The 16,015-nt window shown below is 35.2% G+C and carries 17 protein-coding genes; 3 read left to right on the plus strand and 14 right to left on the minus strand.

Annotation, left to right across the window (positions count from 1 at the left end):
* Positions 1 to 30: 30 nt before the first annotated feature.
* The 10 genes from H3U96_RS05650 to putP all read right to left on the minus strand — a co-directional run bounded on the left by H3U96_RS05650 (position 31) and on the right by putP (position 10,406).
* A complete protein-coding gene (locus H3U96_RS05650; RefSeq protein ID WP_198192321.1) occupies positions 31 to 282 on the minus strand; it encodes a zinc-ribbon domain-containing protein in 252 nt (83 codons plus the stop codon).
* A gap of 3 nt (positions 283 to 285) precedes the next feature.
* Positions 286 to 1,752, minus strand: a complete 1,467-nt coding sequence (gene der, locus H3U96_RS05655; RefSeq protein ID WP_198192320.1) for a ribosome biogenesis GTPase Der — start codon at positions 1,750 to 1,752, stop codon at positions 286 to 288.
* An 18-nt stretch (positions 1,753 to 1,770) separates the two neighbouring features.
* A complete protein-coding gene (gene bamB / locus H3U96_RS05660) occupies positions 1,771 to 2,943 on the minus strand; it encodes an outer membrane protein assembly factor BamB (RefSeq protein WP_198195893.1) in 1,173 nt (390 codons plus the stop codon).
* Between the two features lie 26 nt (positions 2,944 to 2,969).
* Positions 2,970 to 3,704, minus strand: a complete 735-nt coding sequence (locus tag H3U96_RS05665; protein WP_065577852.1) for a tetratricopeptide repeat protein — start codon at positions 3,702 to 3,704, stop codon at positions 2,970 to 2,972.
* A 23-nt stretch (positions 3,705 to 3,727) separates the two neighbouring features.
* Positions 3,728 to 5,005 (minus strand): histidine--tRNA ligase, encoded by a 1,278-nt coding sequence (gene hisS, locus H3U96_RS05670; protein ID WP_110452987.1) that lies wholly within the window; start codon positions 5,003 to 5,005, stop codon positions 3,728 to 3,730.
* Between the two features lie 24 nt (positions 5,006 to 5,029).
* Positions 5,030 to 6,139 carry a flavodoxin-dependent (E)-4-hydroxy-3-methylbut-2-enyl-diphosphate synthase gene (gene ispG / locus H3U96_RS05675; RefSeq protein ID WP_065577854.1) on the minus strand — a complete coding sequence of 370 codons (1,110 nt, stop codon included), beginning with the start codon at positions 6,137 to 6,139 and terminating at the stop codon, positions 5,030 to 5,032.
* Positions 6,140 to 6,225: 86 nt separating this feature from the next.
* A complete protein-coding gene (locus tag H3U96_RS05680; protein ID WP_065577855.1) occupies positions 6,226 to 6,666 on the minus strand; it encodes a RodZ family helix-turn-helix domain-containing protein in 441 nt (146 codons plus the stop codon).
* Positions 6,667 to 6,724: 58 nt separating this feature from the next.
* Positions 6,725 to 7,591, minus strand: a complete 867-nt coding sequence (pdxY, locus tag H3U96_RS05685) for a pyridoxal kinase PdxY (protein WP_065614695.1) — start codon at positions 7,589 to 7,591, stop codon at positions 6,725 to 6,727.
* Positions 7,592 to 7,595: 4 nt separating this feature from the next.
* Entirely contained in the window at positions 7,596 to 8,867 is a 1,272-nt protein-coding gene (gene tyrS / locus H3U96_RS05690; protein WP_232347749.1) for a tyrosine--tRNA ligase, read from the minus strand.
* 51 nt (positions 8,868 to 8,918) lie between these two features.
* On the minus strand, positions 8,919 to 10,406 hold the full coding sequence (putP, locus tag H3U96_RS05695; RefSeq protein WP_174565288.1) for a sodium/proline symporter PutP: 1,488 nt from the start codon (positions 10,404 to 10,406) through the stop codon (positions 8,919 to 8,921).
* A 269-nt stretch (positions 10,407 to 10,675) separates the two neighbouring features.
* Here putP and nth point away from each other — a divergent pair, with 269 nt between their 5' ends.
* Positions 10,676 to 11,314: an endonuclease III gene (nth, locus tag H3U96_RS05700; protein ID WP_065651329.1), complete on the plus strand. Its 639-nt coding sequence runs from the start codon at positions 10,676 to 10,678 to the stop codon at positions 11,312 to 11,314.
* A gap of 6 nt (positions 11,315 to 11,320) precedes the next feature.
* Entirely contained in the window at positions 11,321 to 11,866 is a 546-nt protein-coding gene (smrB, locus tag H3U96_RS05705) for an endonuclease SmrB (RefSeq protein ID WP_065577860.1), read from the plus strand.
* 336 nt (positions 11,867 to 12,202) lie between these two features.
* On the opposite strand, the gene cgtA is transcribed toward smrB, so the two are convergent.
* From cgtA to rplU, 4 genes are all read right to left on the minus strand, one after another.
* Complete coding sequence (cgtA, locus tag H3U96_RS05710; protein ID WP_198195900.1) at positions 12,203 to 13,369, minus strand: Obg family GTPase CgtA; 1,167 nt, start codon at positions 13,367 to 13,369, stop codon at positions 12,203 to 12,205.
* A complete protein-coding gene (locus H3U96_RS05715) occupies positions 13,369 to 14,334 on the minus strand; it encodes a DMT family transporter (RefSeq protein ID WP_198195902.1) in 966 nt (321 codons plus the stop codon). Before H3U96_RS05715 ends, cgtA begins: the two co-directional genes overlap by 1 nt.
* Positions 14,335 to 14,417: 83 nt before the next feature.
* Positions 14,418 to 14,678, minus strand: coding sequence for a 50S ribosomal protein L27 (gene rpmA, locus H3U96_RS05720; RefSeq protein ID WP_034883716.1), 261 nt, complete (start codon positions 14,676 to 14,678; stop codon positions 14,418 to 14,420).
* Positions 14,679 to 14,693: 15 nt separating this feature from the next.
* Positions 14,694 to 15,002, minus strand: a complete 309-nt coding sequence (rplU, locus tag H3U96_RS05725) for a 50S ribosomal protein L21 (protein ID WP_065577863.1) — start codon at positions 15,000 to 15,002, stop codon at positions 14,694 to 14,696.
* Positions 15,003 to 15,464: 462 nt separating this feature from the next.
* Here rplU and H3U96_RS05730 point away from each other — a divergent pair, with 462 nt between their 5' ends.
* Entirely contained in the window at positions 15,465 to 15,962 is a 498-nt protein-coding gene (locus H3U96_RS05730; RefSeq protein ID WP_065614700.1) for a MarR family winged helix-turn-helix transcriptional regulator, read from the plus strand.
* Positions 15,963 to 16,015: the final 53 nt, after the last annotated feature.

A 16,015-nucleotide genomic window follows, 5' to 3' on the forward strand; every position in this document is an offset into this window, starting at 1 on the left:
TCTTATGGCTTTAAATATAGATACAATTTTCTATTCTGGTAAATAATGAAATATCACTTTACTGCTGGAAATTAAGCCATCAGTGTGACAAATATAGTTAATAGCGCCACAGCCTTTAACCATTTGCGCATTTTGTCGGCAAATTGGGCAAATATACTGTTCTTGATAATGCTGTTTGCAATGAGGACAATCATAATGTTGTGGCGAAACAATACTCATTCTATTATGACACTTAGGACAAATACCTTCTTGCCCACCATCTATCATCTTTGTTTCTGTCATAAGTTATTTACGACCTCGTACATGTTTCATTAAACGACGACGTTTACGTTGTTGCGAAGCAGTCAAACTATTTTTTCGACCTTCGAATGGATTGGCGCCTTCTTTGAATTGAATTCGTATTGGCGATCCCATAATTTTTAAGGAACGTCTAAAATAGTTCATTAAATAACGTTTATAAGAATCAGGTAAATCTTCAACTTGATTACCATGAATAACCACAATGGGAGGATTATAACCGCCGGCATGGGCATATTTTAATTTAACACGACGTCCTCTGACCAATGGTGGTTGATGGTCATCTTGTGCCATTTGCATTATTTTAGTTAATAATGCAGTATTAACACGACGTGTAGCACAATCATATGCTTCTTGAATTGAATCAAATAAGTTACCTACACCACTACCATGAAGCGCAGAGATAAAGTGTAGACGAGCAAAATCGATAAAATCAAGTCGATCATCTAACGTAGTTTTCACTTGTTCTTTAATATCTTGTGATAAACCATCCCACTTATTAACAGCAATAACCAGTGAGCGCCCACTATTAATAATAAAGCCAAGCAAAGACAAATCTTGATCAGAAATACCTTCTCGGGCATCAATGACCAAAATTACGACGTTAGCATCTTCAATTGCTTGTAACGTTTTAATAACCGAGAATTTCTCAACGGTTTCCGTTACCTTACCTCGTTTACGAACACCAGCAGTATCGATCATGATATATTCACGATCATCACGTGTCATTGGTATATAAATACTGTCACGTGTTGTACCTGGCATATCGTAAACCACAACCCTTTCTTCACCTAGAATCCGATTAGTTAGTGTTGACTTACCAACATTTGGTCTACCAACAATAGCAACTTTGATTGGTTGGTTGATGAGCGACTCGGCTTCATCTTCAATATCATCATAAGATTCAGGAAGAACGTCATCTAGCTCATCCTCTGACAAGACTTCATTTTGATCATTGGCAAAATGAAAAATAGGATCGAGCACCGTTTCGATTAATACATTCACTCCACGACCATGACTCGCGGCAATCGGATGAATGTCACCTAATCCTAAACTATAAAAATCAGAGATTGCGCTATCGGCATCAATACCATCAATTTTATTAGCAACTAAAAACGTTGCTTTTTGGCGAGATCGAAGATGTTTAGCAATTGCATGATCAGCTGGCATCGCACCGGCCCTTGCATCTACAAGAAATAGTACGATATCCGCTTCTTCAATTGCTTGTAAGGATTGTTCTGCCATAAAGCTTTCAACCCCATCTTCAGTGCCATCAATACCACCTGTATCAATGACTATATATTCGTGCCCTTTGATTTCGGCTCGGCCATACTTACGATCTCGCGTTAATCCAGGGAAATCCGCCACTAAGGCGTCTCGAGTTCGAGTTAATCGATTAAATAGAGTCGATTTTCCTACATTCGGACGACCAACTAGTGCGACAACAGGTACCATATTTATTCTCTAATTACCTTAATTTTTTGTGAATGCGTAAATATCACCATTTTTAGCTTGGACAATAATTTTATTATCTACAACTAATGGCTTCGAAATCAATCCACTGCTACTTACTTGTGTTTTAGCAACTATTTCTCCATTATCTTGATTTAACCAATAAAGATAACCCTCAAAATCACCAACAACAATATAATTTTGATAAATAACCGGATCGGTTAATTGACGATGTAACAAACCTGCCTGAGTCCAATTCACTGCACCACCATTTTTGCTTACTGCTTGAACATTGTCATCTTGATCCACGATAAATAACTGATGTGAATCAACGGCAAAGCTATGGGTAGATCCCATTTCTTTACGCCATACAATTTGCCCATTACTTAAATCAAGTGCGACAACATTACCATTATAGCCAATTGCATATGCCAAATTACCTTCAATAACTGGGGTTGAATCAACATCATTTAATTTGTCAATTTCAGTCGATCCACTTGGTTGAGATATGCGTTGCTGCCAAATAAGTTGTCCATCATTAAGATAGTAAGCATTCACGTGACCTGTATCATCACCAAGTATAGCGGCGCCATGAGCAATAGTTGGTGTTGAATTACCTCTTAATGAAAGTGTTGGTACTTCAAGAACAACATCCCATACATCTTCACCTGTGTTACGATTCAAAGCTTGTAAATTACCGCTAGCGGTATGAATTATTAGTTTATCATCAGAAGATACTGGGCGAGCCAGTACTTCACCTTTAACCGGTTTTTCCCAAATTACATTACCATCATTACGATCTAATGCGTAAACAACCGCACGTTCACTACCGACATAAACATATCTATCATCAGCACTTACACCGCCAGAAAATAACGCTGTTTTACTGCTGAATAATGTACTTTGTGATAAATTTTTGTCCCATATAGTATGACCAGTTGATAAATCAATCGCTTTAACTTGCCCACTACGGCTAGCAACATAAATAGCATTATCGTAATTAATTGGCCCTAATAATGAATAAACATGTGTATTGCCTGCTGTGCTATTTCGCCATATTTCTTGGATTGGAAATTGGTTATCCACTTTTGGTGAAGGTGAAATTTGGACAATTTCTTCTTCTCCACCAAACAATGAACACCCCGCAAGTGAAAACATAAAAACACTCATAAACAGACATTTTGATAACTTCATCGTATAGATCCTTATATCAGGATAAATTAATCTTCATTTTCTTTAGCTGCGTTTTTTTGGGCTTCAGCTTCTTGCTTAGCTTTTTCCTTAGCGGCAGCTTCTTCTTGTTTAGCTTGTTCAGCTTGTTGTTTATCTTTAAGATATTGAGCTTGATTTAACTTCATTTTGATATTTTGCTCTAAGGCTTGAGTAGGTGATGAACTTAATGCAACATTATAAGCCTCCACAGCCTCATTGTAATTGTTCATTTTCACCAATATATCGCCACGAATATCATTAACTACCGGCGCCCAACTTTTTTCGGTTACTTTAGTTAAAGTCGCCAAACTTTCTTGATAATGTTCTAGTTGATATTGTATTTTTGCAATACGAATATAACTTATTGATTTAATGATATCTGAATCAGTTTTACTTAACGTATCTGTAAGTAATTTTTCTGCTCCAGCATAATCTTTTAATTGTTCTACATAAAATTTTGCTGCTCTAAAATTAGCAAAAACACTATAAATAGTATTATTATCTTTAGCAAAAGAGACTAATTCATTAACTGAATCAGGATTATTATTATCTAATTTAGCAATTAATTGTTCATAATGATCGGAAGATTCTATCACTTTTTCTAATTTATAAGACTGCCAATAACGCCAGCCATAAAAAGCTAGTAATCCAATTACAATAACCGCAACAATGATTTTCCACGTTTTAGCAAGAAATTCTTTTATCTCTGAAACTTGTTCTTCGCCAGACAATTGATGACTCACGTTTTTCTCCTATTTTCCTTAATTTACAATATTGCTAAACAAGTTTGAACAATCTCTTTTTCTGCAACTTCAACTTGTTCGCCTGTTTGTAAATTTTTAATTGTAACTGATTGATTAGTAATTTCGTTTTCGCCAATAATTACAGCTATTTTAGCACCTAATTTGTCCGCTTTGGCAAATTGTTTTTTAAAATTACTACTACCGTAATTAGTCACAATTCGCTTATCAGTTAACCCATCACGGAGTACTTCTGCCATTTTTTGAGCTGCAGCTATCGTTTTTTCATCCCCCGAAGATATCATATAAATATCAATTGAACTATCTCGATTTAATGAAGGATTAACCGCTTGTACTAATAATACTAAACGTTCTACCCCCATGGCAAAACCAACTGCTGGTGTGGGTTGTCCTCCAAGTTGGCTAACTAGACCATCATAGCGACCACCGCCACAAACTGTACCTTGAGCGCCTAAACTACTCGTTACCCACTCAAAAACTGTACGGTTATAATAATCTAAACCACGCACCAATCTTTGATTAATATTATATTTTATTCCTGCACTATCTAATAATTGACACAAACCATCAAAATGAAGTTTAGATTCTTCATCTAAATAATCAAATAATTTTGGTGCTTGATTAAGTAATTCTTGAATAACAGGATTTTTGGAATCTAACACCCGTAATGGGTTAGTATACATTCTACGTAAACAGTCTTCATCTAATTTATCCTTATGTTGCTCAAGAAAACTGACTAAAGCATTACGGTAATTTGCTCTTGCTTCAACTGAACCAATAGAATTAAGTTCAAGTGTTGTATGCTCTTCAATACCAAGTGCTTTCCAAAAACGTGCCGTTAATAAGATAAGCTCGGCATCAATATTAGGTCCTTCAAGGCCAAAGACTTCAACACCAAATTGATGAAATTGACGATAACGCCCTTTTTGCGGTTTTTCATAACGAAATGCCGGCCCTAAATACCATAGTCGTTGTTCTTGGTTATAAAATAGACCATGTTCAATACCAGCTCGTACACAACCAGCTGTAATTTCAGGGCGGAGAGTAATACTTTCATCATTACGGTCATTAAAAGTATACATCTCTTTTTCAACAATATCGGTAACTTCACCAACTGCACGTTTAAATAGTGCAGTATCTTCAACGATCGGTGTTCTAATTTCATTATAACCATAACTATTTAGTACACCTTTAACAATTTTTTCAATTTGTTGCCATGTTGCACTATCATTCGGGAGTAAATCATTCATTCCCCGTATTGATTGGATTTTTTTCTCTGCCATTTGTTTATTCGCTATCTAATAAAATTATAGTTCAGTTGTTGCAATTCTATTTTTTAAAATTGATGCCTTAGCACGAATTTTAGCTTCCAACTCATCTATCATTTGTTCATTATCAATACGCCCTATGCGCACACCATCTTCATAAAAACCGCTTTTGTTGTGACCGCCAGCAACACCCATTGTAGAGGCTAAAGCTTCGCCCGGGCCATTCACAACACAACCAATAATCGATACATCCATTGGTGTTATTATATCTTCTAGTCGCTGTTCTAATGTATTAACGGTACTAATTACATCAAACTCTTGCCTTGAACAGGTTGGGCAAGCAATAAAATTAATACCTCTAGCTCGAATACGTAGCGATTTTAAAATATCAAATCCAACTTTAACTTCTTCCGTTGGATCAGCTGCAAGGGAAACTCTTAATGTATCACCAATCCCTTCCGATAATAATAAGCCAAGCCCAATCGCTGATTTTACCGCGCCACTACGCACTCCACCAGCTTCGGTTATTCCTAGATGCAAAGGTTGCTTAATTTGTTTTGCCAATAATCGGTATGAATCAACAGCAGTAAAAACGTCTGAAGCTTTTACACTTACCTTAAATTGGTCAAAACCTAGCCTATCAAGTATATCTACATGTCGCATAGCAGATTCGACTATCGCTTCAGGTGTCGGCTCGCCATATTTTTCCTGGATATCTTTTTCCAGCGAACCTGAGTTTACACCAATTCGGATCGGAATATTTTTATCCTTAGCACAATCAACAACCGAGCGAATCCGTGATTCATTACCAATATTACCGGGATTAATCCGTAAACAATTCACACCATATTCAGCAACCTTCAAAGCAATGCGATAATCAAAGTGAATATCAGCAATAAGTGGAACTTTTACTTGTTGCTTAATTATTTTAAACGCCTCTGCAGCATCCATAGTTGGAATAGAAACTCGAACAATATCAACTCCTACACGCTCAAGAGCTTGAATTTGAGCTACTGTCTTTTCTACATCGGTCGTTCGAGTATTCGTCATCGATTGCACAGCAATCGGCGCACCACCGCCTATTGGCACATTACCAACGTAAATTCGGGTTGATTCTCGCCTAATAATTGGTGACTCTTGATGACTCATAAGATGCCTAATCATATTACAAAATAACTAGGACGCAATCTTAACAAGATTTAAGGCAAATGTCTGTATGTGAATAAGAAAATTTGCTAACTGTTAACGCGATCTGAAGGCTGTGGAGAAATATAATGACTAACTTCAATAAAGTTACTTTTATTTTGTGAATTGACATAGTATAAGCCAACACCTAATGCACAAACTAAAGCAAACAAGCCAAAAAAGAACGGTTTCTTACTACGTTTTGTTTTACTATATATTGGTTTAGGTTTTTTAGTTTCTTTTACTAAATATTGTTTAGCTAAAATTTCGAGATGAGGTTGATATTCATCAGCTGATAAGCCAACAATATTGGCATATGAACGAATATAACCTTTAACAAAAACAAAAGGGGCATGAAGTAACTGATCATTTTCAATTTCAGAAATAACCGCCGTTCTAACATGAATTTGTTCAGCAATATCTTTTTGCGATAAACCCATATTACTTCTTAAATCGGAAAGAATCTTACCCAATGAAATACTGTCTTCCATTAATCCCCTCATTGTCTTACTATCCGCAATTTTTTGTTATTTTTACATATTTTCGCAATTAATCAATTCTTTTTGCTTTAAACCACTGTTTAGGGGTTTCTATTTCATTCTGTGCAGCTACTAATTGCAATTCATATTCATTTTGTCTTAATGTTTCAAGCATAACTGCATAAACCGCCGATGTAGTATGCTCAAATGCTTCAACCATAGATTTACCAAGCATAATATTTGCTAAAAACAACCCACTAGTCATATCGCCAACACCAACTGGTTGTTTGACACCAAAATCGACTAACGGCCGATCAATATGCCAAGCTTCATTTTCTGTTACTAACAACATTTCAAAACGATCTTGTTGATAGCCCGCTCGACTTAAATGTTTAACTAAAATTGCTTTAGGTCCTTTTTCACAAATTGAACGGCATGCTGAGATTGCTTGACTGACATTATTAATCGGCTGTTTACCGTTAAGTTCTTCTAATTCTAAAATATTGGGTGCCATCATGTCTGATATGGGTAAAGCTGTATTACATAAAAATTCTGCTACACCAGGAGCGACAAAGCATCCTTTTTCGGGATGCCCCATTACAGGATCACAAAGATAAATTGCTTCAGGATTCTCAGCTTTTACTTTTTTCACAATTTCAATAATTGCATTACCTTGTTCTGGTGACCCCATATAGCCACTTAATACGGCATTACATCGTTGTAATTCGCCAATAGCATTAATCCCATCAGCGATATCGGTTAAATGAGATGCAGGCATTACCGTTCCAGTCCATTGCCGATATTGAGTATGGTTTGAAAATTGTACCGTATTTAATGGCCAAACATTCACACCTAAACGACGCATTGGAAATACAGCAGCACTATTACCTGCATGACCAAATACAACATGAGACTGAATCGATAAAATATTTTTCATGAAATCATCTCCAAATAAGTAAGCAATAGTATTTTTTACCTCGACGCAGTAATGTGTAACGATTAAATAACTTATCACTATCAGAAAAACGATAATCTGTTGTTGAGTTACGTTCACCATTAACGGAAATAGCATTGGAATCAATCATTGTTCTTGCTTGACCTCTTGATGGCGCAAATTCAGCATTAACAATGGCTTGTTGTAGATCTACATCACCTTCAATGCTGGCTGTTGGCATACCATCTTGAGCTAATTGTTCAAAATCAGCTTCAGATAAATCGGTTAATTTACCAGAAAATAAACTTTCAGTAATACGTTTTGCCGCTGTTAGTCCTTCTTCACCATGAACTAATCGAGTCACTTGTTCGGCAAGGACATACTGAGCTCTAGGTGCAACGCCACTGTTTTTATCCTCTTCTTCCAAAGCATCAATTTCTTCCAATGACATGAAAGTAAAGAATTTAAGGAATCGATAAACATCAGCATCAGCAGTATTAATCCAAAATTGATAAAATTTATATGGACTGGTTTTTTTCGGATCTAGCCATACAGCACCACTTTCAGTTTTACCAAATTTAGTTCCATCAGATTTGGTAATTAAAGGTACTGTCAAACCATATACTTGTTTCTGGTGTAAACGACGGGTTAAATCGATACCAGCGGTAATATTACCCCATTGATCAGAACCACCAATTTGTAACACAACATTATGTGCTTTATTAAGACTTGCAAAGTCATAAGACTGTAACAAACTATAAGAAAATTCAGTAAAAGATATACCTGATTCATCACGGTCAATCCGTTGTTTAACCGATTCTTTGTTAATCATTGCATTAACCGAAAAATATTTGCCAATATCTCGTAAAAAAGATAAAACATTCATGCCACCAAACCAATCATAGTTGTTGGCAACAATAGCAGCGTTATCACCACATTCAAAATCTAAAAATGGCGATACTTGTTGTTTAATCTTTTCACTCCATTCAATTACCGTATCTTCAGTATTGAGCTTACGTTCAACAGCTTTAAAACTTGGATCGCCAATTAATCCTGTCGCACCTCCAACTAAAGCTATTGGCTTATGACCAACCAATTGAAAACGTTTCAAACAAAGCAATGGAACTAAATGACCAAGATGCAAACTATCAGCGGTTGGATCAAAACCACAATATAGTGCAATAGGATTTTGCTCAATCAGTTCCATTAACGCTTTTTCATCAGTAAGTTGAGCAATCAGTCCACGCTCTTGCAGTTGTTTGATCACATTTTTTGTCATGATATTTTACCTATTAAATTTGTTACGTTTATATTCTACTTTAATTAAATTCTATACTGTTTTATTGTGGTATTTTTTATACGCTTGTTTGAAATGGTCTTCAACTATTTCGTTCGGTTTTTTATCTAATAAGCTAAAAATAATGATTGCTATTGACGCAAATAAAAAGCCAGGAATTAGTGAATATAAATTAAGCCAATTAAAATTAATCCAAAGCAAGACCGTAATTGCACCAGTTATCATACCTGCTAATGCACCATTGCGGGTCATTCGAGCCCAAAACACCGAGAATACAACAATCGGACCGAATGCGGCACCAAAACCAGCCCAAGCATGGCTAACTAAATCAAGTACACTGTTATTAGGATTGATCGCTAATAAAATAGCAATAACAGAAACTAATAACACCATCACACGGCCAACCCAAACTAATTCTCGCTGCTTAGCCTTTGGTCGAATAAAAGCGCGATAAAAATCTTCTGTCAATGCACTTGAACAAACCAATAATTGACAACTTAAGGTGCTCATTACTGCGGCTAGAATAGCTGCTAGCAAAATACCAGCAATCCATGGGTTAAACAGTAATTTGGATAATTCAATAAAAATACGTTCATGTTTCCCATTATCAATTAGATAAGCTAAGTTAGGATTATTAGCAAAAAAAGCAATACCAAAGAAACCAACTGTAATCGCACCCGCTAAGCACAAAATCATCCAAGTCATACTAATTCGACGAGCATTTTTCATTACTTCATGAGAATCAGCCGCCATAAATCTAGCTAAAATATGTGGTTGACCAAAATAACCAAGTCCCCAACCTAACAATGAAATAATGGCAATCAGATCCATATGTGCAAAGATATTTGTATAATCAGGATTTAATGATTGAATGTTAGCCATTGCATCAGTGAAACCACCAGCATTAATCATTACCATAATTGGTGTTAAGATTAGAGCAAACATCATTAAACTTGCTTGAATTGTATCGGTCCAACTTACCGCTAAGAAACCACCAATAAAAGTATAAGCAATTGTCGCTCCAGCACCTGCTAGCATTGCCCAGCCATAACTAAGCCCAAATGTACTTTCAAATAATTTAGCGCCAGCAACTACACCTGAAGCACAATAAATGGTAAAAAAGATTAAAATTATTACTGCTGAAATAATTCTTAATAGTGAACTATTGTCATCAAATCGACGAGCAAAATAGTCAGGTAAAGTTAATGAATTATGGTTTATCTCTGTGAAAACTCTTAATCTACCGGCAATCAGCAACCAATTTAGATAAGCGCCAATTATTAATCCTATAGCTATCCAGCTTTGCGAGATACCAAATAAGAACACTGCACCCGGTAATCCCATTAATAACCAACCACTCATATCAGAAGCACCAGCAGAAAGTGCAGTAACGACACTGCCTATGCGACGTCCACCTAATATATAATCACCAAAGTTTCGTGTTGCACGAAATGCAAAGAAACCAATCGCAATCATTCCTAATATGTAAACAGCAAAGGTGACAATCATTGGTAATGACATTTTTATAATAAACCTTGATCGATGAAATTAAAAAATAGTTGGCTAGCTTATCATAAAAAGCCCCTGCTAAAAAGCTGGCGATTTTGCTATATCTATCTTAGCTATAAAAGCTAGTATTACAATTCAATCCACAAAATAAAAATATCTTCAATTTTTTAAATAGATACGCTGTTAATAGTTTCAACCTATATAAAAACTCAATATATCCTAAGATTAAATATCATATAATGTATATAATATTAATTAACTTTTTTTATTTATAAAATATTGTGAAACAATTAACAAGAATAGAAATTTTAGAAAGATTAAAAGAACATATTAAAGATCCTACAACTGAATTGGTATATAAAACACCATTCGAGTTACTTATAGCTGTCGTATTATCAGCTCAAGCCACGGATGTTAGTGTGAATAAAGCGACTAAACCATTATTTGCTATCGCAAATACCGCTGAACAAATTTTGGCGTTAGGCGTCGATAAATTAAAAGATTATATCCGAACCATCGGTTTATATAATAGTAAAGCTGAAAATATCATCAAAACTTGTCAGATTTTGGTTGATAAATACCAAGGTGAAGTGCCTGAAAATTTTGACTCATTAATTGCGCTACCTGGTGTAGGAAGAAAAACAGCTAACGTAGTTTTAAATACTGCGTTTGGTTGGCCAACTATTGCTGTCGATACGCATATTTTTAGGGTAAGTAATCGAACAGGATTTGCACCAGGTAAAACGGTTGAAGCTGTCGAAGAAAAACTACTTAAAGTGGTTCCAGATAAGTATAAAATAAATTGTCATCATTGGTTAATATTACATGGTCGATATACCTGTATAGCTAGGAAGCCGCGCTGTGGATCTTGCGTTATTGAAGATTTGTGTGAATATAAAGAAAAAGTTTATCCAGAGTAAAAATCAATGCCAAATAAATTTAAATTAGAAGATGAAGATATCAACTTGTTTAAAAGTAGTATTGGGAATGCCAAACAACTTAAACAAGATACCGTTATTCATAAACCAGTAAAACGATCTCAAAAGCTAATTGATAATAAAAAGCTTCAACATGAAAAAGTAAATAATGAATTTTACTTTTCTGATGATTACCAACCACTATTACAAGAAGATCCTATTCGTTACATTCGTGAAAATGCGGATACTAATGAATTAAAAAAATTGCGACGAGGATTTTATTTACCTGAGTTTTTTTTAGATCTACATGGATTAACTCAGCAAGAGGCAAAAAAAGAAATCGCTGCACTTATTGCTGCTTGTTTACGTGAAAATGCCAATTGTGCTTGTATTATGTATGGACATGGAAAAAACATATTAAAAAAACAAACGCCAATGTGGTTAGCCCAACATCCACATGTAATTTGTTTCCATCAAGCACCAAAAGAGTTTGGTGGTAACGCTGCATTATTAGTTTTATTTGATATCAATAATCCATCAGTTAATCTAAGATAATTACTAATAGCTATATAGTAAATAATAAAAAAGCCAGCTTAGTTTTACTAGGCTGGCAAACATTGGAAGCAATGTGAGCAATGTCATACTTTTTTAGAAGTCTTTCGACGCTCTAATAAAGTACAATTGAATGATAATCGTTCTCATTATTAAAAGCAAGTTATTTTTTTGACTATTTTCAAAAAAAAGATAAAAGTTTATCAATTTAAAATGTATTACTGTATTAACTTTTTGTTTTTATAAAGAATATAATTGAAAGGAGCAGGGTAAATTTTCCCTGCTTTTTTGAAAATTTAATTATAAAAAAACGTTTATAATCAACTATTGGCAATATTTTTATTTTTGATAGATAAACTCAACACCTTCTTCATCACTTTCATCCCAATCATCAAAATCATCGTCATCATCAAATGTATCATCCATTACTTGTTGATGATAATCATCCCACATAAATTCGACTTTTTCCGGCGAAGTTTCCTCTTGTTCCGCTTCTCGAGGATGGGTAGTAATATAATCCATCAAATCCCAGCATAATGCTTTAACACCTTCATGATTAACCGCTGAAATAAGATAATATTTCTCATCCCAATCTAAGGCTTTCGCAATTTCAGCTGCACGTTTTTCGCTTTCATCAGGACCTAATACATCCATCTTATTAAAAACTAACCAACGTGGTTTATTTGCTAATTTATCACTATATTGATGTAATTCTTGAATGATAACTTTCGCATTTTCAATTGGATCAGAACCATCTATTGGCGCTATATCAATTAAATGCACTAATACGCGACAACGTTCAAGGTGTTTTAGAAAGCGAATACCAAGCCCTGCGCCATCAGATGCCCCTTCAATCAATCCAGGGATATCGGCAACAACAAAACTTTGTTCATTATCCATTCGCACAACACCTAAGCTAGGTACTAATGTTGTAAAAGGATAATCAGCGACTTTAGGTTTAGCTGCTGAAACACTGCGAATAAATGTTGATTTACCCGCATTAGGTAACCCCAACATCCCCACATCAGCTAGCAATAATAATTCCAATAACACATCGCGTTTTTCACCAGGCGTACCATCGGTTTTTTGTCGTGGAGCACGATTCACTGATGATTTAAAACGGGCATTACCAAGTCCATGAAAACCACCTTTAGCAACCAGAACTTTTTGTTGATGATGTGTTAAATCACCAATAATTTCACCGGTATATTTATCAGTTATACGAGTTCCTACTGGCACTTTAACGGTAATATCTTTACCTCGTTTACCCGTACAATCTGAACCTTGTCCATTTTGACCACGTTCTGCTCGGTAGTTTTTTTCAAATTGAAAATCAACCAATGTATTTAAATTTTCATCGGCAATAAAAAATACATCACCACCGTCTCCACCATCGCCACCATCAGGACCACCTTTAGGTATATATTTTTCTCGGCGGAAACCAACACAACCATTTCCGCCATCACCAGCTTCGACACGAATTGAAGCTTCATCTACAAATTTCATTATTTGTCCTCTTTCTTTCGGTTAATCAGCCAGCCTTTTCTTGGTTGCCATAAATGGTGTCCAACTGTTGCAAACATTGCCCCAGCGACCACAGATACTGCGCCAATATAACCTAAAATATTTAAATATTGCATTGCAAACTTTTCTGGCCATAGTAAAGCAAATAAATCTGAAAAAATCAGTGCAAAAAGTGGTGTTAATGTGGTTATTGCACTTACTTGTGCAGCTTGCCAACGTTCCATTGCCATAACCAAAGCACCATAAGCAATAATAGTATTCAACCCGCAAAAAATAATAGCAAACAATTGGCTAAAATCAGCACTGACTATTTTCGTTGGTGATGCTAGAGGCCATAAAAAAATACTACAAATAAGATAAATCAACCAAAGTAGCTGTTCTGCTCGTAATTTTTTTAATAATACTTTTTGTGCTAACGCATAACATGCCCATGAGATAGAAGCCAGTAAGGCCAGCCAAACACCTATGCCATATGAAGACATATTAGCAAAAAGATCGGCTAGATTTTCATTAAAAAACAACCCTAACCCAATTAATAATATGGTAATACCAATAATTTGTGTTGGTCTTAATTTTTCTTTGAAAATAATTGCACTGGAAATCATAAATATTACAATTCCAGTTTGGCCAACAACCTGAGCAGTAGTTGCAGATAAATACTGAACAGCTGTTGCAAAAAGTGCAAAATTACCGAGTAGACCAAATCCAGCAATCATCAATAAGATAAAACGGCGACGTTTTTTGAACATAGCTAAATTAGGAAACTGTTTTTTATAAGCCAGCCATAGTGTAATACCGATAGCTGAGATACTTAATCGTGACCAAGCTAATGTTAATGGATCAATAACAACTAATGCATATTTCATAGCAATTGGCACTAGTCCCCACATAACGGCTGTTAACATGGCTAATGCAAAACCTAATTTAACATTTTGCTGTTTTATCATAATGAATTATATAAATTTTCAAGAAATGAAAAAAGCCCCACAATGACTGTGAGGCTTCTATAACTTACTAAACCGCTGGTTTACTAGCTGTTAGCAACTACACTAACATAACGGCGGTTTTTAGGTCCTTTAACTTCGAACTTAACTTGTCCATCCACTAAAGCGAATAGGGTATGATCACGACCACAACCTACGTTAGTACCTGGGTGGAATTGAGTTCCACGTTGACGAACTAAAATGTTACCCGCAAGAACTTCTTGAGAACCATAACGTTTAACACCTAAACGTTTACTCTGGGAATCACGACCATTACGTGATGAACCACCAGCCTTCTTATGTGCCATTGTTCGATACTCCTATTAAGCGATTGCAGTGATCTTCACATCAGTGAACCACTGACGGTGACCTTGTTGTTTACGATAGTGTTTACGACGACGGAATTTAACAATTTTCACTTTCTCGCCACGACCGTGTTCAACAATTTCTGCTTTAATTGTTGCACCTTCAACAAACGGAGCACCAACTTTGATGTCTTCACCATTTGCTACCATTAAAACTTTATCGAAAACAACTTCTGAACCTGTTTCGACTTCAATTTTTTCCAAGCGAACGACTTGTCCTTCGCTAACTCGGTGTTGTTTACCACCACTTTGGAAAACTGCGTACATACTTAACTCCGCAATAAAAAGCAGACGATTCCTGATTAAAAATATATGTCTGCATTGATTAATCTTATAGGGCGTGAATTTTACGCAAAATTTATGCTTGTTGCAAGCGCTGTTTAATAAAAGATCGCAAAAAGTCACAAAAAAGATCTTAGACCTGCAATTTTCACACTACAATATAGTTAAATTATTATTTATTTGAACAATATTGATTGTTAAAAATAATAGGGACTATAACTATTAGTATAGTTATTATCAATTCAAACAACTATTGATGAAAAAAAATCCATATATAAAAGTTAACATGAACAACTATATAACATTACTTATACTTTTCTCAAAAAAATTTACGATAGCACTGAAAATAACTAATTCAACTAGTACATTAAAATAGCCATAAAAAAGGATTGCCAATTAGTGGTAAATAAGTATAATTAGCCGACTAAATAAATTAGGTAATGACAATTGAATTACAATTCAAGAATACTTCCTTCTCGCGAAACTTTAGCAAAAGCACAAAGATTTAATGATGAAATTATTGAGGTTTCAGGCGTTGATCTTGTCTTAAGTTTAATCACCACCGCCGATTTAATTCGATCAAATATTTATGCACAACTAGCCAAAGATTATGATGTATCTGAAGGAAAATTTGCCTTGTTAATGTCACTATATAGTGAAGGAGAAACTTGCGCTAGCGAGTTAGCATTAAGAGTTGGCGTAACACCAGCAACCGTTTCGGTAATGGTGAAACGAATGTTAGCAGCACCCGATCCTTTAATATCAATGACCAAAAGTGGAGAAGATGGCCGCTCTCGACTAATCACCCTTACTGCAACAGGGGAAAATCTTATCCAAAAGGCATTACCTAATCACTTAAAATCGATTCGTGCTTTTGCTCAAGTCTTAAATCCACAAGAGCAGGAATCTTTAATTGCAATGTTACGCAAATTATTGCGTAAATAATTGCCAATAATTATTCATAATCATGATATTTTAACAATATACTTAGTTGACTA

It is taken from the genome of Gilliamella sp. M0364, assembly GCF_016100565.1.
GTDB lineage: Bacteria > Pseudomonadota > Gammaproteobacteria > Enterobacterales > Orbaceae > Gilliamella > Gilliamella apis.

What these genes read in the sequence shown, in the direction of transcription:
- H3U96_RS05650 (WP_198192321.1), bottom strand. Translation starts at nt 282, where the DNA reads ATGACAGAAACAAAGATGATAGATGGTGGGCAAGAAGGTATTTGTCCT.
- der (WP_198192320.1), bottom strand. Translation starts at nt 1,752, where the DNA reads ATGGTACCTGTTGTCGCACTAGTTGGTCGTCCGAATGTAGGAAAATCG.
- bamB (WP_198195893.1), bottom strand. Translation starts at nt 2,943, where the DNA reads ATGAAGTTATCAAAATGTCTGTTTATGAGTGTTTTTATGTTTTCACTT.
- hisS (WP_110452987.1), bottom strand. Translation starts at nt 5,005, where the DNA reads ATGGCAGAGAAAAAAATCCAATCAATACGGGGAATGAATGATTTACTC.
- ispG (WP_065577854.1), bottom strand. Translation starts at nt 6,139, where the DNA reads ATGAGTCATCAAGAGTCACCAATTATTAGGCGAGAATCAACCCGAATT.
- H3U96_RS05680 (WP_065577855.1), bottom strand. Translation starts at nt 6,666, where the DNA reads ATGGAAGACAGTATTTCATTGGGTAAGATTCTTTCCGATTTAAGAAGT.
- pdxY (WP_065614695.1), bottom strand. Translation starts at nt 7,591, where the DNA reads ATGAAAAATATTTTATCGATTCAGTCTCATGTTGTATTTGGTCATGCA.
- tyrS (WP_232347749.1), bottom strand. Translation starts at nt 8,867, where the DNA reads ATGACAAAAAATGTGATCAAACAACTGCAAGAGCGTGGACTGATTGCT.
- putP (WP_174565288.1), bottom strand. Translation starts at nt 10,406, where the DNA reads ATGTCATTACCAATGATTGTCACCTTTGCTGTTTACATATTAGGAATG.
- smrB (WP_065577860.1), top strand. Translation starts at nt 11,321, where the DNA reads ATGCCAAATAAATTTAAATTAGAAGATGAAGATATCAACTTGTTTAAA.
- cgtA (WP_198195900.1), bottom strand. Translation starts at nt 13,369, where the DNA reads ATGAAATTTGTAGATGAAGCTTCAATTCGTGTCGAAGCTGGTGATGGC.
- H3U96_RS05715 (WP_198195902.1), bottom strand. Translation starts at nt 14,334, where the DNA reads ATGATAAAACAGCAAAATGTTAAATTAGGTTTTGCATTAGCCATGTTA.
- rpmA (WP_034883716.1), bottom strand. Translation starts at nt 14,678, where the DNA reads ATGGCACATAAGAAGGCTGGTGGTTCATCACGTAATGGTCGTGATTCC.
- rplU (WP_065577863.1), bottom strand. Translation starts at nt 15,002, where the DNA reads ATGTACGCAGTTTTCCAAAGTGGTGGTAAACAACACCGAGTTAGCGAA.